Below are 17926 nucleotides of genomic sequence, written 5' to 3' on the forward strand. Positions count from 1 at the left end.
TGTTATTTCCTTGTCAAGGACATGCTGCCGGGTGCGGCAACCTTCCCCGAATTGTTATGGGTCTGTGACGGCGCGGCCCGGTTGCGCCGTAATTGCTTGGTATGTTCGACCGGATGCTCGGCGCCATTATCGATCAGACCCGAAACGATGGAAATATCGGTGTGCCGGCGCGCAACGCCGCCCGATGACCGGCCGGTCGGGCGGATCTCGGTCGTCAACGGCGCAACCTCTGCACACGGCGGCGCCGCGTTCGCTAGAATGCGCGGCTCGGCAGGATCGAATCGAAATGAAAGGAAACCGCTTGAAACTCCCGTTCGAATGGCAGATCGGGCTGCGCTATGCGCGCGGCGGCCGGCGCTCGGCCGGCGACGGCTTCGTGTCGTTCATTGCCGGCGCCGCGATGGCCGGCATCGCGCTCGGCGTCGCCGCGCTGATCGTCGTGCTGTCGGTGATGAACGGATTCCGGACCGAAGTGCGCGACCGGATGCTGTCGGTGCTCGCCCACGTGGAAATCTTCTCGCCGACGGGCGCGATGCCCGACTGGCGGCTCACCGCGCACGAATCGCTGCAGAATCCGGCGGTGCGCGCCGTCGCGCCCTATGTCGACGCACAGGCGCTGCTGACGAACGCGGGCAGCGTGACGGGCGTCGCGCTGCGCGGCATCGATCCCGTGCTGGAGCCGCGGGTGTCCGAGATCGCGCGCAAGCTGAAGACCGGGCGGCTCGACGCGCTCGTGCCGGGCGAGATGGGCATCGTGCTCGGCTCGGCGCTGGCCGACGCGCTGCACGTGAAGATCGGCGACCGCATCACGTTCTTCGCGCCCGGCAACACCGCGCGCATCGGCGACGCGCTGCCGCGGTTCCGGCAGTTCAACGTCGTCGGCACGTTCGAGTCGGGCCACTATCAGTACGACAGCGCGCTCGCCTACATCCACCTCCGTGACGCGCAGACGCTGTTCAACGTGCGTGCGCCGACCGGCATCCGACTGCGCCTCGACGATCTGCAGCGCGCGCCGGACGTCGCACTGGAACTGTCGCGCACGCTGTCGGGCAACCTCTATCTCCGCGACTGGACGCGGCAGAACCGCACGTGGTTCGAGGCCGAACGGCTGCAAAAACGCATGCTGTCGCTGATCCTGATGCTGATCGTCGCGGTCGCCGCGTTCAACCTCGTGTCGTCGCTCGTGATGACCGTCACCCAGAAGCAGGGCGACATCGCGATCCTGCGCACGCTCGGCGCGCCGCCCGGGTCGATCATGAAGATCTTCGCGATCCAGGGGATGACGATCGGCCTCGCCGGCACGCTCGCGGGCGTCGTGCTCGGCTGCGCGATCGCGGTGAGCATCCCGTGGGTGCTGCCCGCGATCGAGCAGGTGCTCGGCATCCGCTTCCTGACACCGTCCGTGTACTTCCTCAGCTCGCTGCCGTCGAAGCTCGCGGCGACCGACGTGATCGAGATCGCCGCGGCCGCATTCCTGATGTCGTGCGTCGCGACGCTCTACCCGAGCTGGCGCGCCGCGCGGGTGCGGCCGGCCGAGGCGCTGCGCGACGAATAGGCGCGCGGCGTCGGGCTCCGTGACGCGCGTGGCTACGCGATCTCGTGAAAGCCGATGCTGTTGCGGCCGTTCAGGATGTTCTCGAACGCCTCCCCGAAGCCGACGTCGATCAGGCCGGCACGCCGGCCGTAGGTCTTCTGCCCGGAATCGTCGACGAAGATCGCCGTACCCGACGACAACTGGCGGTCGGTATCCAGCAGCGCCAGCGTGCCGCGCGCGGTGCCGGCCGACTGATCGAACGCCAGCCGCGTGCCGTCCTGCGTGGTGAAATGCCCGCCGGCCTCGTCGAACTTCCGGTTGCGCGCGACGGACGCATTCATCTCCTTCATGAAGCGGAAATCCGCGTCGGCGCGCTGGCTGGCCACCTTGCGATCATCGTCCGTGAACGTCTCGCCGACGGCGGCCGCGCCCTGCTCCGCGAAGTCGATGGCCTGCTGGTGAAACGCGCGCGTCGCGAGCACGAGGCCCGCGTTCGCGTTCAGCGTCGACTCCACCCACGCGCGATCGCTTTCCGTCATCGTCTTCGACACGACCTTGATCTGGCCGTTGTCGGTCATGAAGTCGAACTGCGCGTCGGCCAGCTCCGGCCGCTTCGCGATGATCTCGTGCAGGCTCGTCGCGAGCTGGCTGGTGACGTCGCGCAGCTTCGTCGACAGGTTGCCCAGGATCGACATCTGCTTCATGCGCGCCGCGTGCATCGCGTCCTGGTCCAGCGCCCGGATGGTGATCGGCGTGTCCTGCGCTTGCCCGGCCGCCGCGGCCGTCTGCCGGCCTCCGTCGAGCGCAGCCTGCTGCGCCATCTGCACGAGCGAAAGGCCGCTCGCTGCCGTGACTGAAGTCGTCATGCCCTCTCTCTCCTTTCAATCCGCTTTTTACCGTTTACGGACGGATTGCCCGGAAATTTAGACCGATCGCCGGTCCGTCTCCTCGCACGCTTTAAAACTTTGTTTGACTCAAACTAAAAAAGTTTGACACCGAGATTTCACTGAGATAAGTTTTGCGCAAGCTTCCGGAAAGCATTCCGGCCGGCCCCGCCGACTCGCGTCGCGCTTTCCTGCCGTTGCAGCACCGCCGTTCGTACCATCCCCGCCTCATCGCATCGTGCCGTTCCGTTTCATCTGAAACCTGAAGGAAGATCGGGCATGCCCGCATTTGATTCGCACTCCTGTATTCATGTCGTGCCGCCGGCCTCGCTTCGACCGGGCGGCCCGAATCAGCCGCCGCGCTGACGCTTTCCGGTCGAGGCGATGCAATCGCTCCGACGCTCGCCGGGTTGCGCGATGCGTGACGCGCGTCGACACCGGCCGTGACACCCGGGCATCGCGCCCGGCGCTTTCGAAGGTGCAGTTCCGTTTCATCCGAGGCAGCACCCGGCCGGCCGCAGGGGGCATATCGCGGGCCGTCCGGTTCCAGACAATCACAAGAAGAGGTCGACAATGGACATTCATCGAACCGGATTGTGTCGCGCGTGGCTTCCCGCGCTCGTTGCGGCCGCAACGCTCGCCGCGTGCGGCGGCGACGACGGCGGCAGCGTGGCGGGCGCCTCCGCGCTCGCGCAGGGCCAACAGGAGGGGGCCGCCGCGTCGGCGGCCGACAAGCAGTCGCTCGCGTCACGCATTTCGCCGTCGGGCGTGCCGTACGCCAACCCGGCCAGCGGCGGCCGCTATCGGCCCGTGATCACGAACGGCCAGGTGCAGCCGTCGCTGTCGGGCGGCACGATCGAGGAGAACGCGTGGGTCGACACGCCGGTCGATTCCGACGGCGACGGCAAACGCGACCGCATCCACGTGCGCATCGTGCGCCCGACCGAAACCGCGAACGGCGCGCGCACGCCTGTCATCGTGCTCGCGAGCCCGTACTACGCGGGCCTCGCCGACAGCCCCGACCACAACGTCGACGTCGAACTCGACGGCACGCCGCATCCGGCCGCCACGGCGGCCACGGCAGCGACCGGCGCCTCCGCGCGCATCATGGCCGCCGCGCCGCAGGTGCGGATGCTGCAGCAGGTCGAGGCGGCCGCCGCCGGGCGCTCGTGGATCGAGGGCTACTTCATTCCGCGCGGCTTCACGATCGTCTACGCGGATTCGCTCGGCACGGCCGGCTCGGACGGCTGCCCGACGATCCTCACCCGCGACGAATCGGTCGCGATGGCCTCGGTGATCCGCTGGCTCGGCCGCGACGCGACCGCGAAGGACGCGAACGGCAAGACGGTCGTCGCGAACTGGTCGACGGGCCACGTCGGCATGTACGGCGTGTCGTACGACGGCACGCTGCCGAAGATGGTCGCGAGCCTGCGCACGCGCGGGCTCGACGCGATCGTGCCGGTCGCCGGGCTGACGAACATGTACGGCTACTACCGCTCGGGCGGGCTCGTGCGTGCGCCGGAAGGCTATCAGGGCGAGGACGTCGACGTGTACATCAAGGCGCTGCTGACGAACGCGCATCCGGAGCGCTGCACGCACCTGATCGACGAAGCGCTGCAGCAGGAAGACCGCAAGACCGGCGACTATTCGCCGTTCTGGGCCGCGCGCGATATCCCCACCGCGTACGCGGTCGCGCCGGCGCTCGTCGCGCAGGGGCTCACCGACGACAACGTGCGGGTCGACCAGTCGACGCTGTGGCATCTCGCGATGCGGCGCCAGGGCGTGCCGACGCAGCTGTGGCTGCATCGCCTGAAGCACACCGACCCGACCCGCGTGCCGGCGATGGCCGATGCGTGGACCGCGGAAGTGAACCGCTGGTTTACGCGCTACCTGATCGGTTTCGACAACGGCGTCGAACGCGATCCGCGCGCGGTGATCGAGCAGGCGGACGGCACGCTGCTGAAGGAAGCGGACTGGGCCGCGCGCCACGCCACGCCGGTCACGTATTTCGCGGGTGGCGACGGCGCAGGCACCGGCACGCTGCTGCGACTGCCGACCGGCGGCCCGCTCGCGCGTTTCACCGACGATGCGCGCATCACCGCGCTCACGCTGGCGAACGCGCCGACGGGCGAGAACCGCAGCCGCTTCGAAACCGCGCCGCTCACGGCCGCGACACGCCTGTCCGGTTCCGCGACCGCGCGCGTCAGGCTGACCTTCACGGCCGTGGCCAACGTGACGGCCCTGCTGGTCGACCGCGCGCCGGACGGCACGGCGACGATCGTCACGCGTGCGTGGACCGATCCGCGCAACCGCGTGTCGGAGTGGGTCTCGCAGCCGGTTCTGCCCGGCATGCCGTACGACCTGAAGCTGACGTTCATGCCGCGTGACTACAAGCTGGAAGCCGGCCACCGGCTGGGGCTGGTCGTGCTGTCGAGCGACAACGAGGCGACGCTGCGGCCGACGCCGGGCACCGGGCTGACGCTCGATCCGGCCGGTACGTCGGTGACGGTGCCGCTGGCTTCCTGAACGGCAGCATGCCCGTCCTGAAGCGATCCCGGGACGCCAGTGCACCGGCGTCCCGGGATCGCTTCATTCATTCGGTTCCATTTCCCGATTCTTATGGAAACGGAGGCAATGGCTCTTTAAAACAAGAATTCCACGCTTCATAAATCAATTACATTATTGAATCGAAATCCGAAACAATCTTGTATCGCTTGACATCGATTCCCCACCGGCTAGATTTAAAAATCAATAATCCGGACATTTTTATCCGGTCGCTGCGGGGAAATGGCAATGAACAACCTGGTTACCGGCACAACCGCCGCATCCGCTTCGCGATTGAACGATCGGCGTAACCCGCCATTCGCGGCAATTCGCGGCCGAGAGCGAAACGATTACGAATCCCGGGTCGTAGAGGCCTACCAGGACGACCCGGTGAACTGGAGCAAGGCCATCGGCGATCGCCTCTGGTTCCAGTTCGGCGTCTTTGACCATCCCCAATCGCCGACGCCGGTCGATCTCGACGAATCCGGCCGCAGGTATTTCGAACGGCAATTGAAGATCGCCGGTCTGGAGACGCCCGCGCGCCAGCCGATCAACCGGGTACTCGATATCGGATGCGGATGGGGAACCGTGCTGCGCGATCTGTCCGAGCGGTTTCCCGACTGCCATCGCCTGGACGGCATCAACATCAGCAGCCGCCAGCTCGAATATTGCGCCGAGGTCAACGCCGCGCGGCGATTGTCCGACAGGATCAACCTGTTCCAGTGCAATGCGCTGGACATCGACCTGCTGCCGGATGTCGACCAGCCCTACGACCTCGTGATCATGCGTGGAGTGATCTCCCATTTCCCCTACGATCTCTTCGAAATCGTGATGGCCAAATTGCGACAGCGGCTGGGCGCAAACGGGACGGTCATCGTTTCGGATAACTTATATAACGTCGATCTCTTCGAATACCGTTCCGATACGCCCGACCTGGTCGACAGGCTGGCGTGCAAGTATCGCAAGACGCCCGCGTACCTGCGCCAGGTATTCGAGCAAAGCGGCTTCCGCGTCCAGGACATGCAGGTCCTGCCGAACCGGACAGACGCGACGCGGTGGCTGTTGAACGTTCAGGACAACATCGAGTGCCATTTCCCGACGGGTGCGGTCGGCGCGCTGGAGGAACTCCGCGTGATGTGCGAAAGCCTGGCCGTCGCCATCGTGAAGCATCAGGTTTCCATCTATAGCTTCGTGCTCAAGCAAGGTCGATGAAGGCCGCCCGTTCGCGCCGCCGGACATCAAGCCCGAGAACCCGCCATGACAGATATTCCCAACTTCGTCCGCAACCTGCCTGGCCTGCCGAAGCCCGGGGAGACAATCTTCCATCCGGACTTCCATCTGCAATTGAAACCCATGTGGCATCCGCTCCACGACGAGGCGGAACGGCGGATCGCGCTCACGGACAGCCCGTACATCCTCGCCTACTACGGCAGCCAGAAGGCCGTCGAACATTATCTGGCGCAAAGCATGCCGTCATTCGGTGGCCTGTGCTATCCGCACACGCTGAACGACAGGATCTACGATCTGGAACGGATGATGAGCATCACCACGCTGATCGACGACACCATCACCAACCCCGCGATGCTGGAGCAGGCACACAAGCGCTCGACATTGCGCCAGCACTACTTCGATGCAATCGCCGGCATTCGCCCGCCCGACACCGCGCCCATCGCGCAATTGCTGTACGAGGGGCTCTTGCCCGTCAAGGCACATCTGGCGTCGAAACCGCGTGTCTGGAAACGCATGGAGGACGCGCTGCATACGCTGATCATCAGGCAGACGGATCCGCTGGCCCTGAAGATGGACGAACTCACGTTCGACGCCTACCTGGAGATGCGGCGCATCGACAACTATGGGGAATGGGCAGCCATCATGACGGAGTACGCCATCGACGTCGACATGACCGAGCACCTGGTGGCCGACCGCTCGTTGGCGGAAATGAGAACGGCCGCCATCGATTCGATTACGCTGGTCAACGACCCGTACTCATTCCGAAAGGAAATTCATATCGCCGATTCGGTCAACTCCGTCTGGCTGCTGATGTACCGGGAGGGCCTGAAACTCCAGGACGCGCTGAACAAGCTGGCAACGCTGGTTGCGCAGAACGAGCGCAATCTGATGGCCGCACGCGACCGCGTCCTTGCCGGACCGCTCGGGAATCGGGCGGACGTGCGCGCCTACGTGACGGAGCTCGAGCATCTGGCGTCGGGTAATGCGGAATTTCACGCGATCAGCACGCGCTACCATGGCCGCGATGCCAAGGGGAAACGGTTCATTTCCGGCGAGGTGACCATTCGGCCGCTTCCTTCCACGGATGAAATCGCGGCGGCCGATCTGGCCGGTGTCCGTCCCGCGAATTGAGGCAACCGGATCGGCCACGCAAACGCGTCGATACGGTCGAAACAACGGCAACGGACATGCTTCGCGCTGTCGCGAACACCCGCGCGCGCAATTGCGAGCCGCATGCCACGCGCCGTTGGTCTGCCTGTATGACCACATCCTCCCGGGCCGATCATCTCCATCTGCGGCCCGTATCCGGCCAATCGCCGGACGTTATGGAGTGAAATGCCGTTTCACGCAGATCGCTATTTCGGCGCTTGATTGGCTGCCGCGACGCAATCTTTTTTTATTCTTGCTGGAAGCCGGCCATCGGCTGGGGCTCGTCGTGCTGTCGCGCGACAACGAGGCGACGCTGCGGCCGACGCCGGGCACCGGGCTGACGCTCGATCCGGCCGGTACGTCGGTGACGGTGCCGCTGGCTTCGTCCTGAGCGGGCGTGCGCCGCGCGGAACGCGCTTCCGCCGGCGCGCGTCGCTCACACGGCCGAACGTCCAGCCAGCCTTCAATCGTCGCGTATTGCAAGGCTGGCCGGGCGGCCTGCCCGGCCGCTCACCGCCGGGCATGGGTCAGGCCCGCCGGCCATTCGGATCGCCCTGACGACTCAAATAATCGATCAGCCACTGCGCGGCCGGACCGCTCGCGCGATCGGCACGCCGGATCAGCGACAGTCCGTAGCGGAACGTGCGCCGGTCGGCCAGTTGCACCGGCACGAGACGGCCCGACTGCAGATCGTCCTCGATCAGATGCATCGGCATCGATCCCCAGCCCAGCCCGGCGAGCAGCAACCGATGTTTCGCGCCGAGGTCGGCCACCTTCCAGGTGCGGGTCGCATGGATTCCGAACGATTGCCCGTCGGTGACCTTGCTGCGGTCGGTGAGCACGATCTGCGTATGTTCGCGCGCCTCCGAGAGCGGAATCGGCAGGTCGCGCAACCCGAGTGGATGCACGGGCGCCGCAACGGTCAGCAACTCGATCGCCCCCATCGAGGTCGCGTCGATCGCATCCGGCCAGTTCGGAATCGGGCCGCTGATGCCGAGCGCACAGCCGCCGTCGAGCACCAGCTTCATGACGCCGCCGAGCGCTTCGATCGCCAGGTTGAGTGCGACGGTCGGGAACGCCTCGGCAAACGCCTGCATCCCTTCGACCAGTTTCGGCAACGGAAACATCACGTCGACGGCCAGCGACAGCTCGGCTTCCACGCCGCCCCGCAAACCGGCCGTCTTCGCCTGCAACTGCCCCATCAGCATGTCGAGCCGACGCGCATCGGCGAGCACGACCTCGCCGGCCGCCGTCAGCTGCGGACGGCGCCTGCCGCGTTCGAACAACGGCATGCCCAGCTGTGCCTCAAGGCTGGCGACCGCATAACTCACCACCGATTGCGCCCTGCCGAGCCGACGCGCCGCCCCTGAAAAACTGCCGGCCTCGACGACGGCGACGAACGCACGAAGCTGATCCAGATTGGGGCTGCGATCCACGATCTATCCAGAAAATTGATTTTAACGATCCATTCTAGCCAATTGTTTCGATCGAAACGATCCCCTACATTCCTGTCACGCCATGTCGATCGCGGCGCCCCCGCGTCGACAGTCTCCCCTCAATGTCACAGGAACATGGAACCATGACGACCGACCGCTTTCTCTCGCCGCCCCGGGCGCCTGCGCGTCCTACGCTGTTCGACCCGATCGAGCTCGGGCGCATCACGCTCAGGAATCGCATCGTGATGGCGCCGATGACGCGCAGCCGTGCCGGTGCCGGCGACGCGCCCGGCCCGATGAACGCGACCTACTATGCGCAACGGGCCTCGGCCGGCCTGATCGTCACCGAGGGCGCGCAGATCTCGCCGCAGGGCAAGGGCTATCCGTTCACGCCGGGCATCTACAGCGATGCGCAGATCGCGGGCTGGAAACAGGTGACCGACGCGGTACACCGTGAAGGCGGCCGCATTTTCGTGCAACTGGCCCACGTCGGCCGCATCGGTCACCCGGACCTGCAGCCGGACGGTGCACGACCGGTCGCGCCGTCTCCGATCCGGCCCGACGGCGACGCCTATACGCCGACGGGCCCGCAGCCGTACCCGGTACCGCGCGCGCTCGAAACCGCCGAATTGCCCGCCATCGTCGACCAATACGTGCTGGCCGCTCGTGCCGCATTGCAGGCCGGGTTCGACGGCGTGGAGATTCACGCCGGCAACGGCTACCTGCTCGACCAGTTCCTGCGCGACGGCACGAACCACCGGACCGACGACTACGGCGGCACGATCGACAACCGGCTTCGGCTGCCACTCGAGGTCGTGCGCGCAGTCGGCCTCGTTTCAGGCCCCGATCGATTAGGTATCCGTATCTCTCCGGTCACGCCGCATTTCGGTGGAATCGCGGATAGCGATCCGCAAACGCTGTTCGAGCGATTCGCCAACCGGCTGAGCGGCCTCGCGGTCTATCTCCATGTCGTCGAAGGCGTCCCCCAGGCCGCACCGGACGCGGTGCCCGCATTCGACTACGGCGCGCTCAAGCGCGCGTTCGGCGGGCATTACATCGCGAACAACGGCTATACGAAAGCACGCGCGGAAACGGCGCTTTCCACGGGCCACGCCGATCTCGTGTCGTTCGGCTACCCGTTCATCGCGAACCCGGATCTTGCCGAACGCTTCCGGCACGATCGGCCGCTCGCGCATGCGGACATGTCCATGGCCTATGGCGGCGGCGAAGCCGGCTATACCGACTACCCGCCGTTCCGCGCATGAGCGCGGCCCCGAACCCGAACCGCTGAACACGGCGGCGGATCGCCGATCCGCCGCCTCACGAACAAGGACTCACCATGATTCGATCGATCAACCGCACCCTGTACCGAACCGCTACGCAGACGCCCGCCGTCAACGCCATCCTGTCCGTCCTGGTGCGCACCCTCATCGCCGGCGTCTACGTCGGCGCGGGCATCAGCAAGATCTTCAACTACGCAGGCACCGAGCAATACATGGCGCACATGGGCGTACCGGGGGCACTGCTGCCGCTCGTGATCTTCGTCGAGGTCGCCGGCGGCCTCGCGTTGATCGCGGGCTTCATGACGCGACTCGCCGCGCTCGGGCTCGCGATCTTTTCGGTCATCGCCGCGGTGATCTTCCATAGCGGCGGCGACCAGACGCAGCAGACCTTCTTCATGATGAACCTGTCGATGACGGGCGGCCTGCTCGCGCTCGTGCTGAATGGCGCGGGCCGCGCGTCGTTCGATCGCGGCGATCGAACGTCCCTGCCGGAGTGATCCGGCCGACGCCGCGTCCTGCCCGACACCTCACACACCCGGGGGGCAATGCCCCGCATCCAGCGAGATTTTCCCGTGAATACCATGAATGCCATTCAGATCGATCGTTTCGGCGCGCCGTCCGTACTCCTGCCGGTCGTGATCGCGCGCCCGACGCCGGCTCCCGATGAAGTCCTCGTGCGCGTGACGCGCATCGGACTGAATTTCGCGGAAACGCTGCAACGCGCCGGTACCTATCCGGGCCCGGCGCCGACGTTGCCGGCGATATTGGGATCGGAAACGGTCGGCACCGTCGAAGCCGTCGGCGCGAACGTGCGGGACTTCCGGGCCGGCGATCGCGTGGCCGCGGCGCTGTTCGGCGCAACGAGCGGAACCGGCGGCTATGCCGAATATGTGACGGTACGCGCTCCGCTGGTCGTCGCGATTCCCGACGCCGTTTCGGACGACGACGCCGTCGCGGTCATGCTGCAGGGGCTGGTCGCCCGCATGCTGCTGCGCGAGACGCCGGTGGCCGCACGATCCGTCGCCATCACCGCCGCGGCCGGCGGCGTCGGTTCGATGCTCATCCAGCTGGCGAGACTCGACGGTGCCAGGACGATCGTCGGCCTGGCCGGTTCCACGGAGAAGCTATCGACGGTGCGGGCGCTCGGTGCCGATCAGGCCGTGAGTTATCGCGACGACGCGTGGGTCGATCGACTCGGCGCCGCAACCGGCGGCACGGGCCCCGACGTCGTGTTCGATTCGATCGGTGGCGCCGTGGCCCGCACGCTGGCGTCCAGCCTTGCGCCGCACGGTCGTTTCATCGCCTATGGCGCGGCAAGCGGCCAGTTGCTCGCGGTCGATGACAGCCTGATGAACGCGCTCATCTTCGGCTGCCGCTCGCTATCGGGTTTCGCGTTGCATGCGTTCCTCACCGATCGCGTCGTCCAGCAAACGCTCGGCGAGTTGTTCGGCTTGCTGGCCACCGGTGCGCTGAAGCCGCTGATCGGGGGCAGCTATGCGCTCGACGCGATCGTCGACGGGCATGTGGCGCTCGAGTCGGGCGGCACGACCGGAAAGCTCGTGCTGCGTATCGATCGATAGCACTTCGCCTCCGCCCTCGACCGTCGCGTGGCGCCTCTCACGCGACCATCGATCCTAGACGAAACGGTGGGCGACGAATCATCGTCCCGGCGCCGCTCACACCGGCGTCAACACCGGCCGCCCTGAAAAGTGCCGCTCGGCATTGTCGATGAACTGCCGCACCGACCGATCGAGCGCCTCGGGCGACCAGCCGCCCATGTGCGGGGTCAGCACGACGCTGTCGAGATCCGTCAGCGCGCGCGGCGGCTCGGGTTCGCCTTCGTACACGTCGAGCCCCGCGCCCGCGATACGCCCTTCGCGCAACGCCTCCGCCAAAGCAGCGGTATCGACAACGCTGCCGCGTGACACGTTGACGACGAATCCGCCAGGGCCGAGCGCGTCGAGCACTGCGCGATCGATCAGGTGCCGCGTGCCCGCGCCGCCGGGTGTCGCGACGATCAGGAAATCGGCCCATTGCGCGAGCGCGTCGACGCGGTCGAAATAGCGGTAAGGGACGTTCTTCTGCGACCGGTTGTGATAACCGATCTCGATATCGAAGCCGGCCGCGCGGCGCGCGCACTTCTCGCCGATCTTGCCGAGCCCGACGATGCCGAGCTTCTTGCCCGACACGTTCGGCGGCATCGCCAGGCCGTCGCGCCACACGCCCGCGCGGGTTTTCGCATCGAGCTGCACGACGTTGCGCACGGCCGCGAGCAGCAGCGCGAACGCATGATCGGCGACGCAATCGTCGTTGGTGCCGGCGCCCGTGACCACGGTCACGCCGCGCGCTTTGGCATGCGCGACATCGATGTGCTCGTAGCCGGCGCCGAGCGCGCTGACGAACGTGAGCTGCGGAAGGCGATCGATTTCGGCGGCGGTGAGCCCCGTGCTGCCGTTGGTCAGCACCGCGCGTATCGTGCCGCCGTGTTCGGCGATCGCACGTTCGCGTTCATCGGATGTCGGGGCGTAGCGCACGTCGAACGACGCGGCGATCTCGCGATGCGCGTCACCGCGCAATGCGATGAGAACCAGCAACTCGGGCTTCATGTCAGGAAGTGTCGGCAAGGCGGGAACGGATTCAGTGTAACAAGCCTGCCACACGGATGCGGGTAATCCCCACACGGGCTGTGGGCACGCCGCCGCACGCGGTTTGCCAAAGCCGGCTCAGTCAAGTAACTTTCGGCGTACGCCCCCGTCCTGGAGATTGGCCCCGTATGAAGCTCGCCCTGCCCGCCCGGATCCTGGGCCTCGCGCTCGCCGCTACCCTCGTCGCGCCCGCCGCACATGCCGACACGCCCGTCGTGGTGTCGTCGAAGATCGACACCGAAGGCAACCTGCTCGGCAACCTCATCGCGCAGGTGCTGAAGGCCCACGGCATTCCCGTCACCGAAAAGATCGCGCTCGGCACCACGCCGATCGTGCGCAAGGCGCTCACGAGCGGCGAGATCGACGTCTACCCCGAATACACCGGCAATGCCGCGTTCTTCTTCAACAAGGCGGACGATCCGCTGTGGAAGAACGCGAGCCAAGGCTACGACACCGCGAAGCAACTCGACTACGCGGCGAACCATCTCGTCTGGCTCACCCCGGCGCCCGCGAACAACACGTGGGGCGTCGCCGTGCTCGCACCGGTCGCGCAGTCGCAGCACCTGAAGACCTTCTCCGATTTCGGCAAGTGGGTGGCCGGCGGCGGCAAGGTGAAGCTCGCGGCGTCGGCCGAATTCGTGAACAGCGCGTCGGCGCTGCCGTCGTTCGAGAAGGCGTACGGCTTCAAGCTGAAGCCCGACCAGCTCGTCGTGCTGTCCGGCGGCGACACGGCCGCAACCATCAAGGCCGCCGCGAACCAGACCGACGGCGTGAATGCGGCGATGGTCTACGGCACCGACGGCGGCATCGCGTCGAGCGGCCTCGCGGTGCTCGACGACGACAAGCACGTGCAGCCCGTCTACGCGCCCGCACCGGTGATCCGCGAAGCCGTGCTGAAAGCGCATCCGCAGATCGCCGACTACCTGAAGCCCGTGTTCGCGAGCCTCGACCTGAAGACGCTGCAGACGCTGAACGCGCGCATCCAGATCAACGGCGAACCGGCCGCCGGCGTCGCGAAAAGCTACCTGAAAGCGAAGGGCTTCGTTAAATGACGGGTCGCGCGGCGGCGTCCGCGCGGCGCATCACGGCGGACAAGGTCGGCATCCTGATCGGGGTCCTGACGATCGTCGCCGTGCTCGGCCTGCCGTTCGCGGTGCTGCGGCCGAACCGCATCGCGGCCGGCGCCGACCTGTCGGTGTTCGCCGCGCTGCCGGCCCTGCAGGGCGCCGGGCTCGCCGCGTTGTGGATCGTCGGCGCGCTGTGGGCAATGACGGCGAGCCGCCCCGCGTGGCGCCTGATGGCCGGCTGCGCGTGGCTCGCCACGCTCGCGTACGCGGTCGGCGCGGCCGCGACGCACCTCGTCGCACCTGACGACACGCTCGCCCGCGTATCGCCCTCCTCCGGCGTCTGGCTGCTGCTGTTCGCGTGGGCCGTGCTCGTCGCGGATGCGCTCGCACGGCTCGCGTTCGGCCCCTGGCGGCGCCTCGCCGCGCTCGTCGTCGCGATAGCAGCGATTTCGGTGCCGCTCGCGAGCGGCTGGTGGGACGGCCTCTCGGTGATGCGCGAATACGCGGTGCGCAGCGACGACTTCTGGATCGAGGCGATCCGGCACGTGTCGCTCACCGGTGGCTCGGTGGCCGCCGCGCTCGTCGCGGGCGTGCCGCTCGGCATCGCCTGCGCGCGCATCGCGGCGGTGCGCACCGTCGCGATGCCCGTGCTCAATATCGTGCAGACGATCCCCAGCATCGCGATGTACGGGCTGATGATGGCGCCGCTCGGCTTGCTCGCCGCACACGTGCCGCTCGCGGCCGCGCTCGGCATCCGCGGCATCGGCGTCGCACCGGCCGTGCTCGCACTGTTCCTGTATTCGCTGCTGCCGATCGCGTCGAGCGTCGTGGTCGGGCTCGGCCAGGTGCCGCCGCACGTCACCGAAGCGGCGCGCGCGATGGGCATGACGCGTGCGCAGCGGTTGCTGCGCGTCGATCTCGTGCTCGCGCTGCCGGTGATCCTGAGCGGCGTGCGCATCGTGCTCGTGCAGAACATCGGGCTGACCGCGGTCGCCGCGCTGATCGGCGGCGGCGGCTTCGGCACCTTCATCTTCCAGGGGATCGGGCAATCGGCCGCCGATCTCGTGCTGCTCGGCGCGATCCCGACGATCGTGCTCGCGCTGGTGGCGGCCGTCATATTCGAAGCCGCGACCACGCTCGCGAAGGGGCGTGCAGGATGATCGAGATCGAACGTGCGGGCAAACGCTTCGGCGATATCGTCGCCGTCGACGACGTGTCGCTGACGATGAAGCGCGGCACGATCACCGCGCTCGTCGGTGCGTCGGGCAGCGGCAAGTCGACGCTGCTGCGCATGATCAACCGGCTGATCGCGCCCACCAGCGGCACGATCCGTATCGACGGCGTCGATACGGCCACCGTTGCGCCCGAGCAGCTTCGTCGCGGCATCGGCTATGCGATCCAGGGGCACGGGCTGTTTCCGCACTGGAGCGTCGCGCGCAACATCGCGACCGTGCCGCGCCTGCTCGGCTGGCCGGCCGATCGCATCGACGCGCGCGTGAACGAATTGCTCGACCTGTTCCATCTCCCGCCGGCCGAGTTCGCGGACAAGCTGCCGCATGAACTGTCGGGCGGCCAGCAACAACGCGTCGGCGTGGCGCGCGCGCTCGCGGCCGAGCCCGCGATGCTGCTGATGGACGAGCCGTTCGGCGCGCTCGATCCGATCATCCGCAACAAGGCGCAGGACGACCTGTTTGCGTTGCAGCGCCGCCTCGGCATCACCGTCGTGATCGTCACGCACGACATCGAGGAAGCGCTGAAGCTCGGCGACACGATCGCGGTGATGGACGGCGGCCGGCTGCTGCAGGTCGCCACGCCTGCCGAGATTCTCGGCAAGCCGGCAGCCGGCGTCGTCGAACAGTTGGTCGCCGGCGTCGACCGGCCGCTGCGCCTGCTCGCGCTGACGCCGATCGATGCCGTGGCCGAACCCGGTCATGCCGATGGCGAACCGATCGCCGCGACGCGCACGCTGCGCGATGCAGTGTCGGAGCTGCTGTGGCGCGGTGTCGATGTGCTTCCGGTGGAAGATGACGACGGCCGCAACACGCGCCGCATCACGCTCGATGCGATCCGCGCGCACGCAAGGAAGCCCGCATGACGACGCGCGGCAGCACGCGGCCCGGGCGGTCGGCACTTCCCGCTTACATCGCACGCGCGGCCGCGCTCGCGCTGCTGCTCGTGCTGCTGTTGCGACCCGCCTGGCTCCAGGGCTTGTTCGCGCCGTTCGCGGACAACGGCGCGCCGGTGATCTACGATCGCGCGAGCCTGCTCGACCTCACGCTCGCGCATCTCGGCACGGTCGCGTTGTCGAGCGTGATCGGCACGATCGTCGCGGTCGCGGCCGGCATCGCGGTCACGCGGCCGTGGGGCGCGGATTTCCTGCCGGTCGCGCGCAGCGTCGTCGACATCGGCCAGACCTTCCCGCCCGTCGCGGTGCTCGCGCTCGCGGTGCCGGCCGTCGGCTTCGGCTTGAAGCCCGTGCTGATCGCGCTCGTGTTGTACGGCCTGCTGCCCGTGTTCGAAAGCACGATCGCGGGGCTCGAGGACGTGCCGCGCGACGTCGTCGACGCCGCGCGCGGGATGGGGATGAGCGGCTGGCAGCAACTGGTGTCGGTCGAGCTGCCGCTCGCGTTTCCGGTGATCATCAACGGCGTGCGGCTCGCGGTCGTGATCAATCTCGGCACCGCGACGATCGGCTCGACGGTCGCCGCGCGCGGGCTCGGCGACGTGATCATCGCGGGGCTGCAGACGTCGAACACCGCGTTCGTGCTGCAGGGCGGCGTGATCGTCGGGCTGCTCGCGGTGCTCGTCAGCGATGCGATCGGCGCGATTGCACGGGTGGCGGCCGCACGGCGCGCGTAGAAGCCGTTGCGCGATTCTTGGAAGGAGAAACCATGACCATTTCGGACACCGGCCCGTTTTTTCATGGCACGAAAGCGGATTTGCGGATCGGCGACTTGCTGACGGCAGGCTTCCGATCGAATTATCGCGATGACGTCGTGATGAATCACATCTACTTCACGGCGTTGCCCAAAGGCGCCGGCCTGGCGGCGGAAATGGCCAAAGGCGACGGCCGGCCGCGCGTCTACATCGTCGAACCCACCGGCGAATTCGAAAACGACCCGAACGTCACGGACAAGAAATTCCCGGGCAATCCGACGCGATCGTATCGAAGCACATCGCCTTTGAAGATCGTCGGCGAACTCGATAGCTGGGAACCCTACGATCCGGCGTTCATCCAGCAGCTCAGAATCCGCATCGAAACCGGCACCGGCGAGATCATCAACTAGCGTTCGTCCGGACTCCGATGCGTGTCCGTGCAACGATCGGCGCCTCGATCGGCTCGCCATGACACAAGCCTACATGCCGCTTTCATTCGAACCGGCACTCGACCACCGGCCGCGATTGGCCGATATACTAGGCGCCTTCCCATTCCCCGCACTCCACCATGCGACGGTTTCTCTGGCTGATCGTGCTTTCGCTCGGCATCGCGCAACAGGCGTCGGCGCAGCAAGCGCCCGCACTGCCTGCGTCCGCGCCGGAAGCAGCCGCATCGGCGCCGTCCGTCGCATCCGCACCGCTCGCCGACGCCAACGATCAGCCGAACGAAGCAAACCGCCGCATCACGTCCTACCTGACGAAGAAATTCGGCGTCGCGAAGGAACGGGCCGCGAAGCTCGCCGATATCGTGAGCGTCACTGCGACGAAATATTCGCTGCCTCCCGCACTCGTTTACGCCATTATTTCGATCGAATCGCGCTTCCAGGAAAAGGCGCGCGGCCAGCATGGCGCGACCGGGCTGATGCAGGTCGTGCCGACCGCGCACCGTGGCCTGGTGCGCAACGTGAAGGACCTGACCGACCCGAACGCGAACGTCGAAGTCGGCTCCGCGATCCTGTCGGGTTACGTGAGGGCGGCCGGTGGCGACGTGCGGGCCGGACTGAGAAGCTACAGCGGCGGTTCGAACGCGTATGCGGCGAAGGTGATGCAGCGCGTCGATTCGTTCCGCTTCGTGCTCGAACCTGACAACGACGCGAAAGCCGTGAATCCCTCGAATCCCGCGAACGATGCGAAGGCCCGCATGGTGCCGGTCAGCGAAAAGACGAGCCCGACGTCGGCTCGCGGCAACTAAGCTGAACGACGAACGGCTACCCGCC

At 66.9% G+C, this 17926-nt stretch carries 17 protein-coding genes and 1 pseudogene; 14 read left to right on the forward strand and 4 right to left on the reverse strand.

Features of this window, described 5'->3' with window-relative positions; genetic code table 11:
• Window positions 1–2 precede the first annotated feature (2 nt).
• Window positions 3–218 (reverse strand): hypothetical protein, encoded by a 216-nt coding sequence (locus tag CFB41_RS37805; protein WP_144029970.1) that lies wholly within the window; start codon window positions 216–218, stop codon window positions 3–5.
• A gap of 68 nt (window positions 219–286) precedes the next feature.
• Between CFB41_RS37805 and CFB41_RS28785 the strand changes: the two genes are divergently transcribed.
• Window positions 287–1555, forward strand: coding sequence for a lipoprotein-releasing ABC transporter permease subunit (locus CFB41_RS28785; RefSeq protein ID WP_089458797.1), 1269 nt, complete (start codon window positions 287–289; stop codon window positions 1553–1555).
• A 32-nt stretch (window positions 1556–1587) separates the two neighbouring features.
• Here the strand turns inward: CFB41_RS28785 and CFB41_RS28790 are convergent, their stop codons facing one another.
• Window positions 1588–2400 (reverse strand): hypothetical protein, encoded by an 813-nt coding sequence (locus CFB41_RS28790; RefSeq protein WP_089458798.1) that lies wholly within the window; start codon window positions 2398–2400, stop codon window positions 1588–1590.
• Between the two features lie 591 nt (window positions 2401–2991).
• Between CFB41_RS28790 and CFB41_RS28795 the strand changes: the two genes are divergently transcribed.
• The 4 genes and pseudogenes from CFB41_RS28795 to CFB41_RS28810 form a co-directional block, all read left to right on the forward strand.
• Window positions 2992–4944, forward strand: coding sequence for a Xaa-Pro dipeptidyl-peptidase (locus CFB41_RS28795; protein ID WP_089458799.1), 1953 nt, complete (start codon window positions 2992–2994; stop codon window positions 4942–4944).
• Between the two features lie 267 nt (window positions 4945–5211).
• Window positions 5212–6174 (forward strand): cyclopropane-fatty-acyl-phospholipid synthase family protein, encoded by a 963-nt coding sequence (locus CFB41_RS28800; protein WP_089459027.1) that lies wholly within the window; start codon window positions 5212–5214, stop codon window positions 6172–6174.
• A gap of 45 nt (window positions 6175–6219) precedes the next feature.
• Complete coding sequence (locus CFB41_RS28805) at window positions 6220–7323, forward strand: methyltransferase type 12 (RefSeq protein ID WP_144029971.1); 1104 nt, start codon at window positions 6220–6222, stop codon at window positions 7321–7323.
• Window positions 7324–7594: 271 nt separating this feature from the next.
• Window positions 7595–7732, forward strand: a pseudogene (locus CFB41_RS28810) (CocE/NonD family hydrolase C-terminal non-catalytic domain-containing protein); the annotation flags it as partial.
• A 136-nt stretch (window positions 7733–7868) separates the two neighbouring features.
• Here CFB41_RS28810 and CFB41_RS28815 read toward each other — a convergent pair.
• Window positions 7869–8777: a LysR family transcriptional regulator gene (locus CFB41_RS28815; protein ID WP_089458802.1), complete on the reverse strand. Its 909-nt coding sequence runs from the start codon at window positions 8775–8777 to the stop codon at window positions 7869–7871.
• A 143-nt stretch (window positions 8778–8920) separates the two neighbouring features.
• Here CFB41_RS28815 and CFB41_RS28820 point away from each other — a divergent pair, with 143 nt between their 5' ends.
• The 3 genes from CFB41_RS28820 (at window position 8921) to CFB41_RS28830 (ending at window position 11640) form a co-directional block, all read left to right on the forward strand.
• Window positions 8921–10042, forward strand: a complete 1122-nt coding sequence (locus tag CFB41_RS28820; protein WP_089458803.1) for an alkene reductase — start codon at window positions 8921–8923, stop codon at window positions 10040–10042.
• A gap of 74 nt (window positions 10043–10116) precedes the next feature.
• Window positions 10117–10557, forward strand: coding sequence for a DoxX family protein (locus CFB41_RS28825; protein ID WP_089441722.1), 441 nt, complete (start codon window positions 10117–10119; stop codon window positions 10555–10557).
• 75 nt (window positions 10558–10632) lie between these two features.
• Complete coding sequence (locus CFB41_RS28830) at window positions 10633–11640, forward strand: zinc-binding dehydrogenase (protein WP_089458804.1); 1008 nt, start codon at window positions 10633–10635, stop codon at window positions 11638–11640.
• Between the two features lie 96 nt (window positions 11641–11736).
• Here CFB41_RS28830 and CFB41_RS28835 read toward each other — a convergent pair whose 3' ends face one another.
• Window positions 11737–12666: a 2-hydroxyacid dehydrogenase gene (locus CFB41_RS28835; RefSeq protein WP_089458805.1), complete on the reverse strand. Its 930-nt coding sequence runs from the start codon at window positions 12664–12666 to the stop codon at window positions 11737–11739.
• A gap of 167 nt (window positions 12667–12833) precedes the next feature.
• Between CFB41_RS28835 and CFB41_RS28840 the strand changes: the two genes are divergently transcribed.
• The 6 genes from CFB41_RS28840 (at window position 12834) to CFB41_RS28865 (ending at window position 17901) form a co-directional block, all read left to right on the forward strand.
• Window positions 12834–13757 carry an ABC transporter substrate-binding protein gene (locus tag CFB41_RS28840; RefSeq protein WP_089458806.1) on the forward strand — a complete coding sequence of 308 codons (924 nt, stop codon included), beginning with the start codon at window positions 12834–12836 and terminating at the stop codon, window positions 13755–13757.
• A complete protein-coding gene (locus CFB41_RS28845) occupies window positions 13754–14932 on the forward strand; it encodes an ABC transporter permease (protein ID WP_089458807.1) in 1179 nt (392 codons plus the stop codon). Before CFB41_RS28840 ends, CFB41_RS28845 begins: the two co-directional genes overlap by 4 nt.
• On the forward strand, window positions 14929–15867 hold the full coding sequence (locus tag CFB41_RS28850) for an ABC transporter ATP-binding protein (RefSeq protein WP_089458808.1): 939 nt from the start codon (window positions 14929–14931) through the stop codon (window positions 15865–15867). Before CFB41_RS28845 ends, CFB41_RS28850 begins: the two co-directional genes overlap by 4 nt.
• Complete coding sequence (locus tag CFB41_RS28855; protein ID WP_089458809.1) at window positions 15864–16631, forward strand: ABC transporter permease; 768 nt, start codon at window positions 15864–15866, stop codon at window positions 16629–16631. The genes CFB41_RS28850 and CFB41_RS28855 overlap by 4 nt, the downstream gene beginning before the upstream one ends.
• A 32-nt stretch (window positions 16632–16663) precedes the next feature.
• Window positions 16664–17059, forward strand: a complete 396-nt coding sequence (gene arr, locus CFB41_RS28860) for an NAD(+)--rifampin ADP-ribosyltransferase (RefSeq protein WP_089458810.1) — start codon at window positions 16664–16666, stop codon at window positions 17057–17059.
• A gap of 158 nt (window positions 17060–17217) precedes the next feature.
• Window positions 17218–17901: a lytic transglycosylase domain-containing protein gene (locus CFB41_RS28865; protein WP_089458811.1), complete on the forward strand. Its 684-nt coding sequence runs from the start codon at window positions 17218–17220 to the stop codon at window positions 17899–17901.
• Window positions 17902–17926 lie beyond the last annotated feature (25 nt).

The sequence above is a fragment of the Burkholderia sp. AU33803 genome (assembly GCF_002223095.1).
In the GTDB taxonomy this organism is placed as follows: domain Bacteria; phylum Pseudomonadota; class Gammaproteobacteria; order Burkholderiales; family Burkholderiaceae; genus Burkholderia.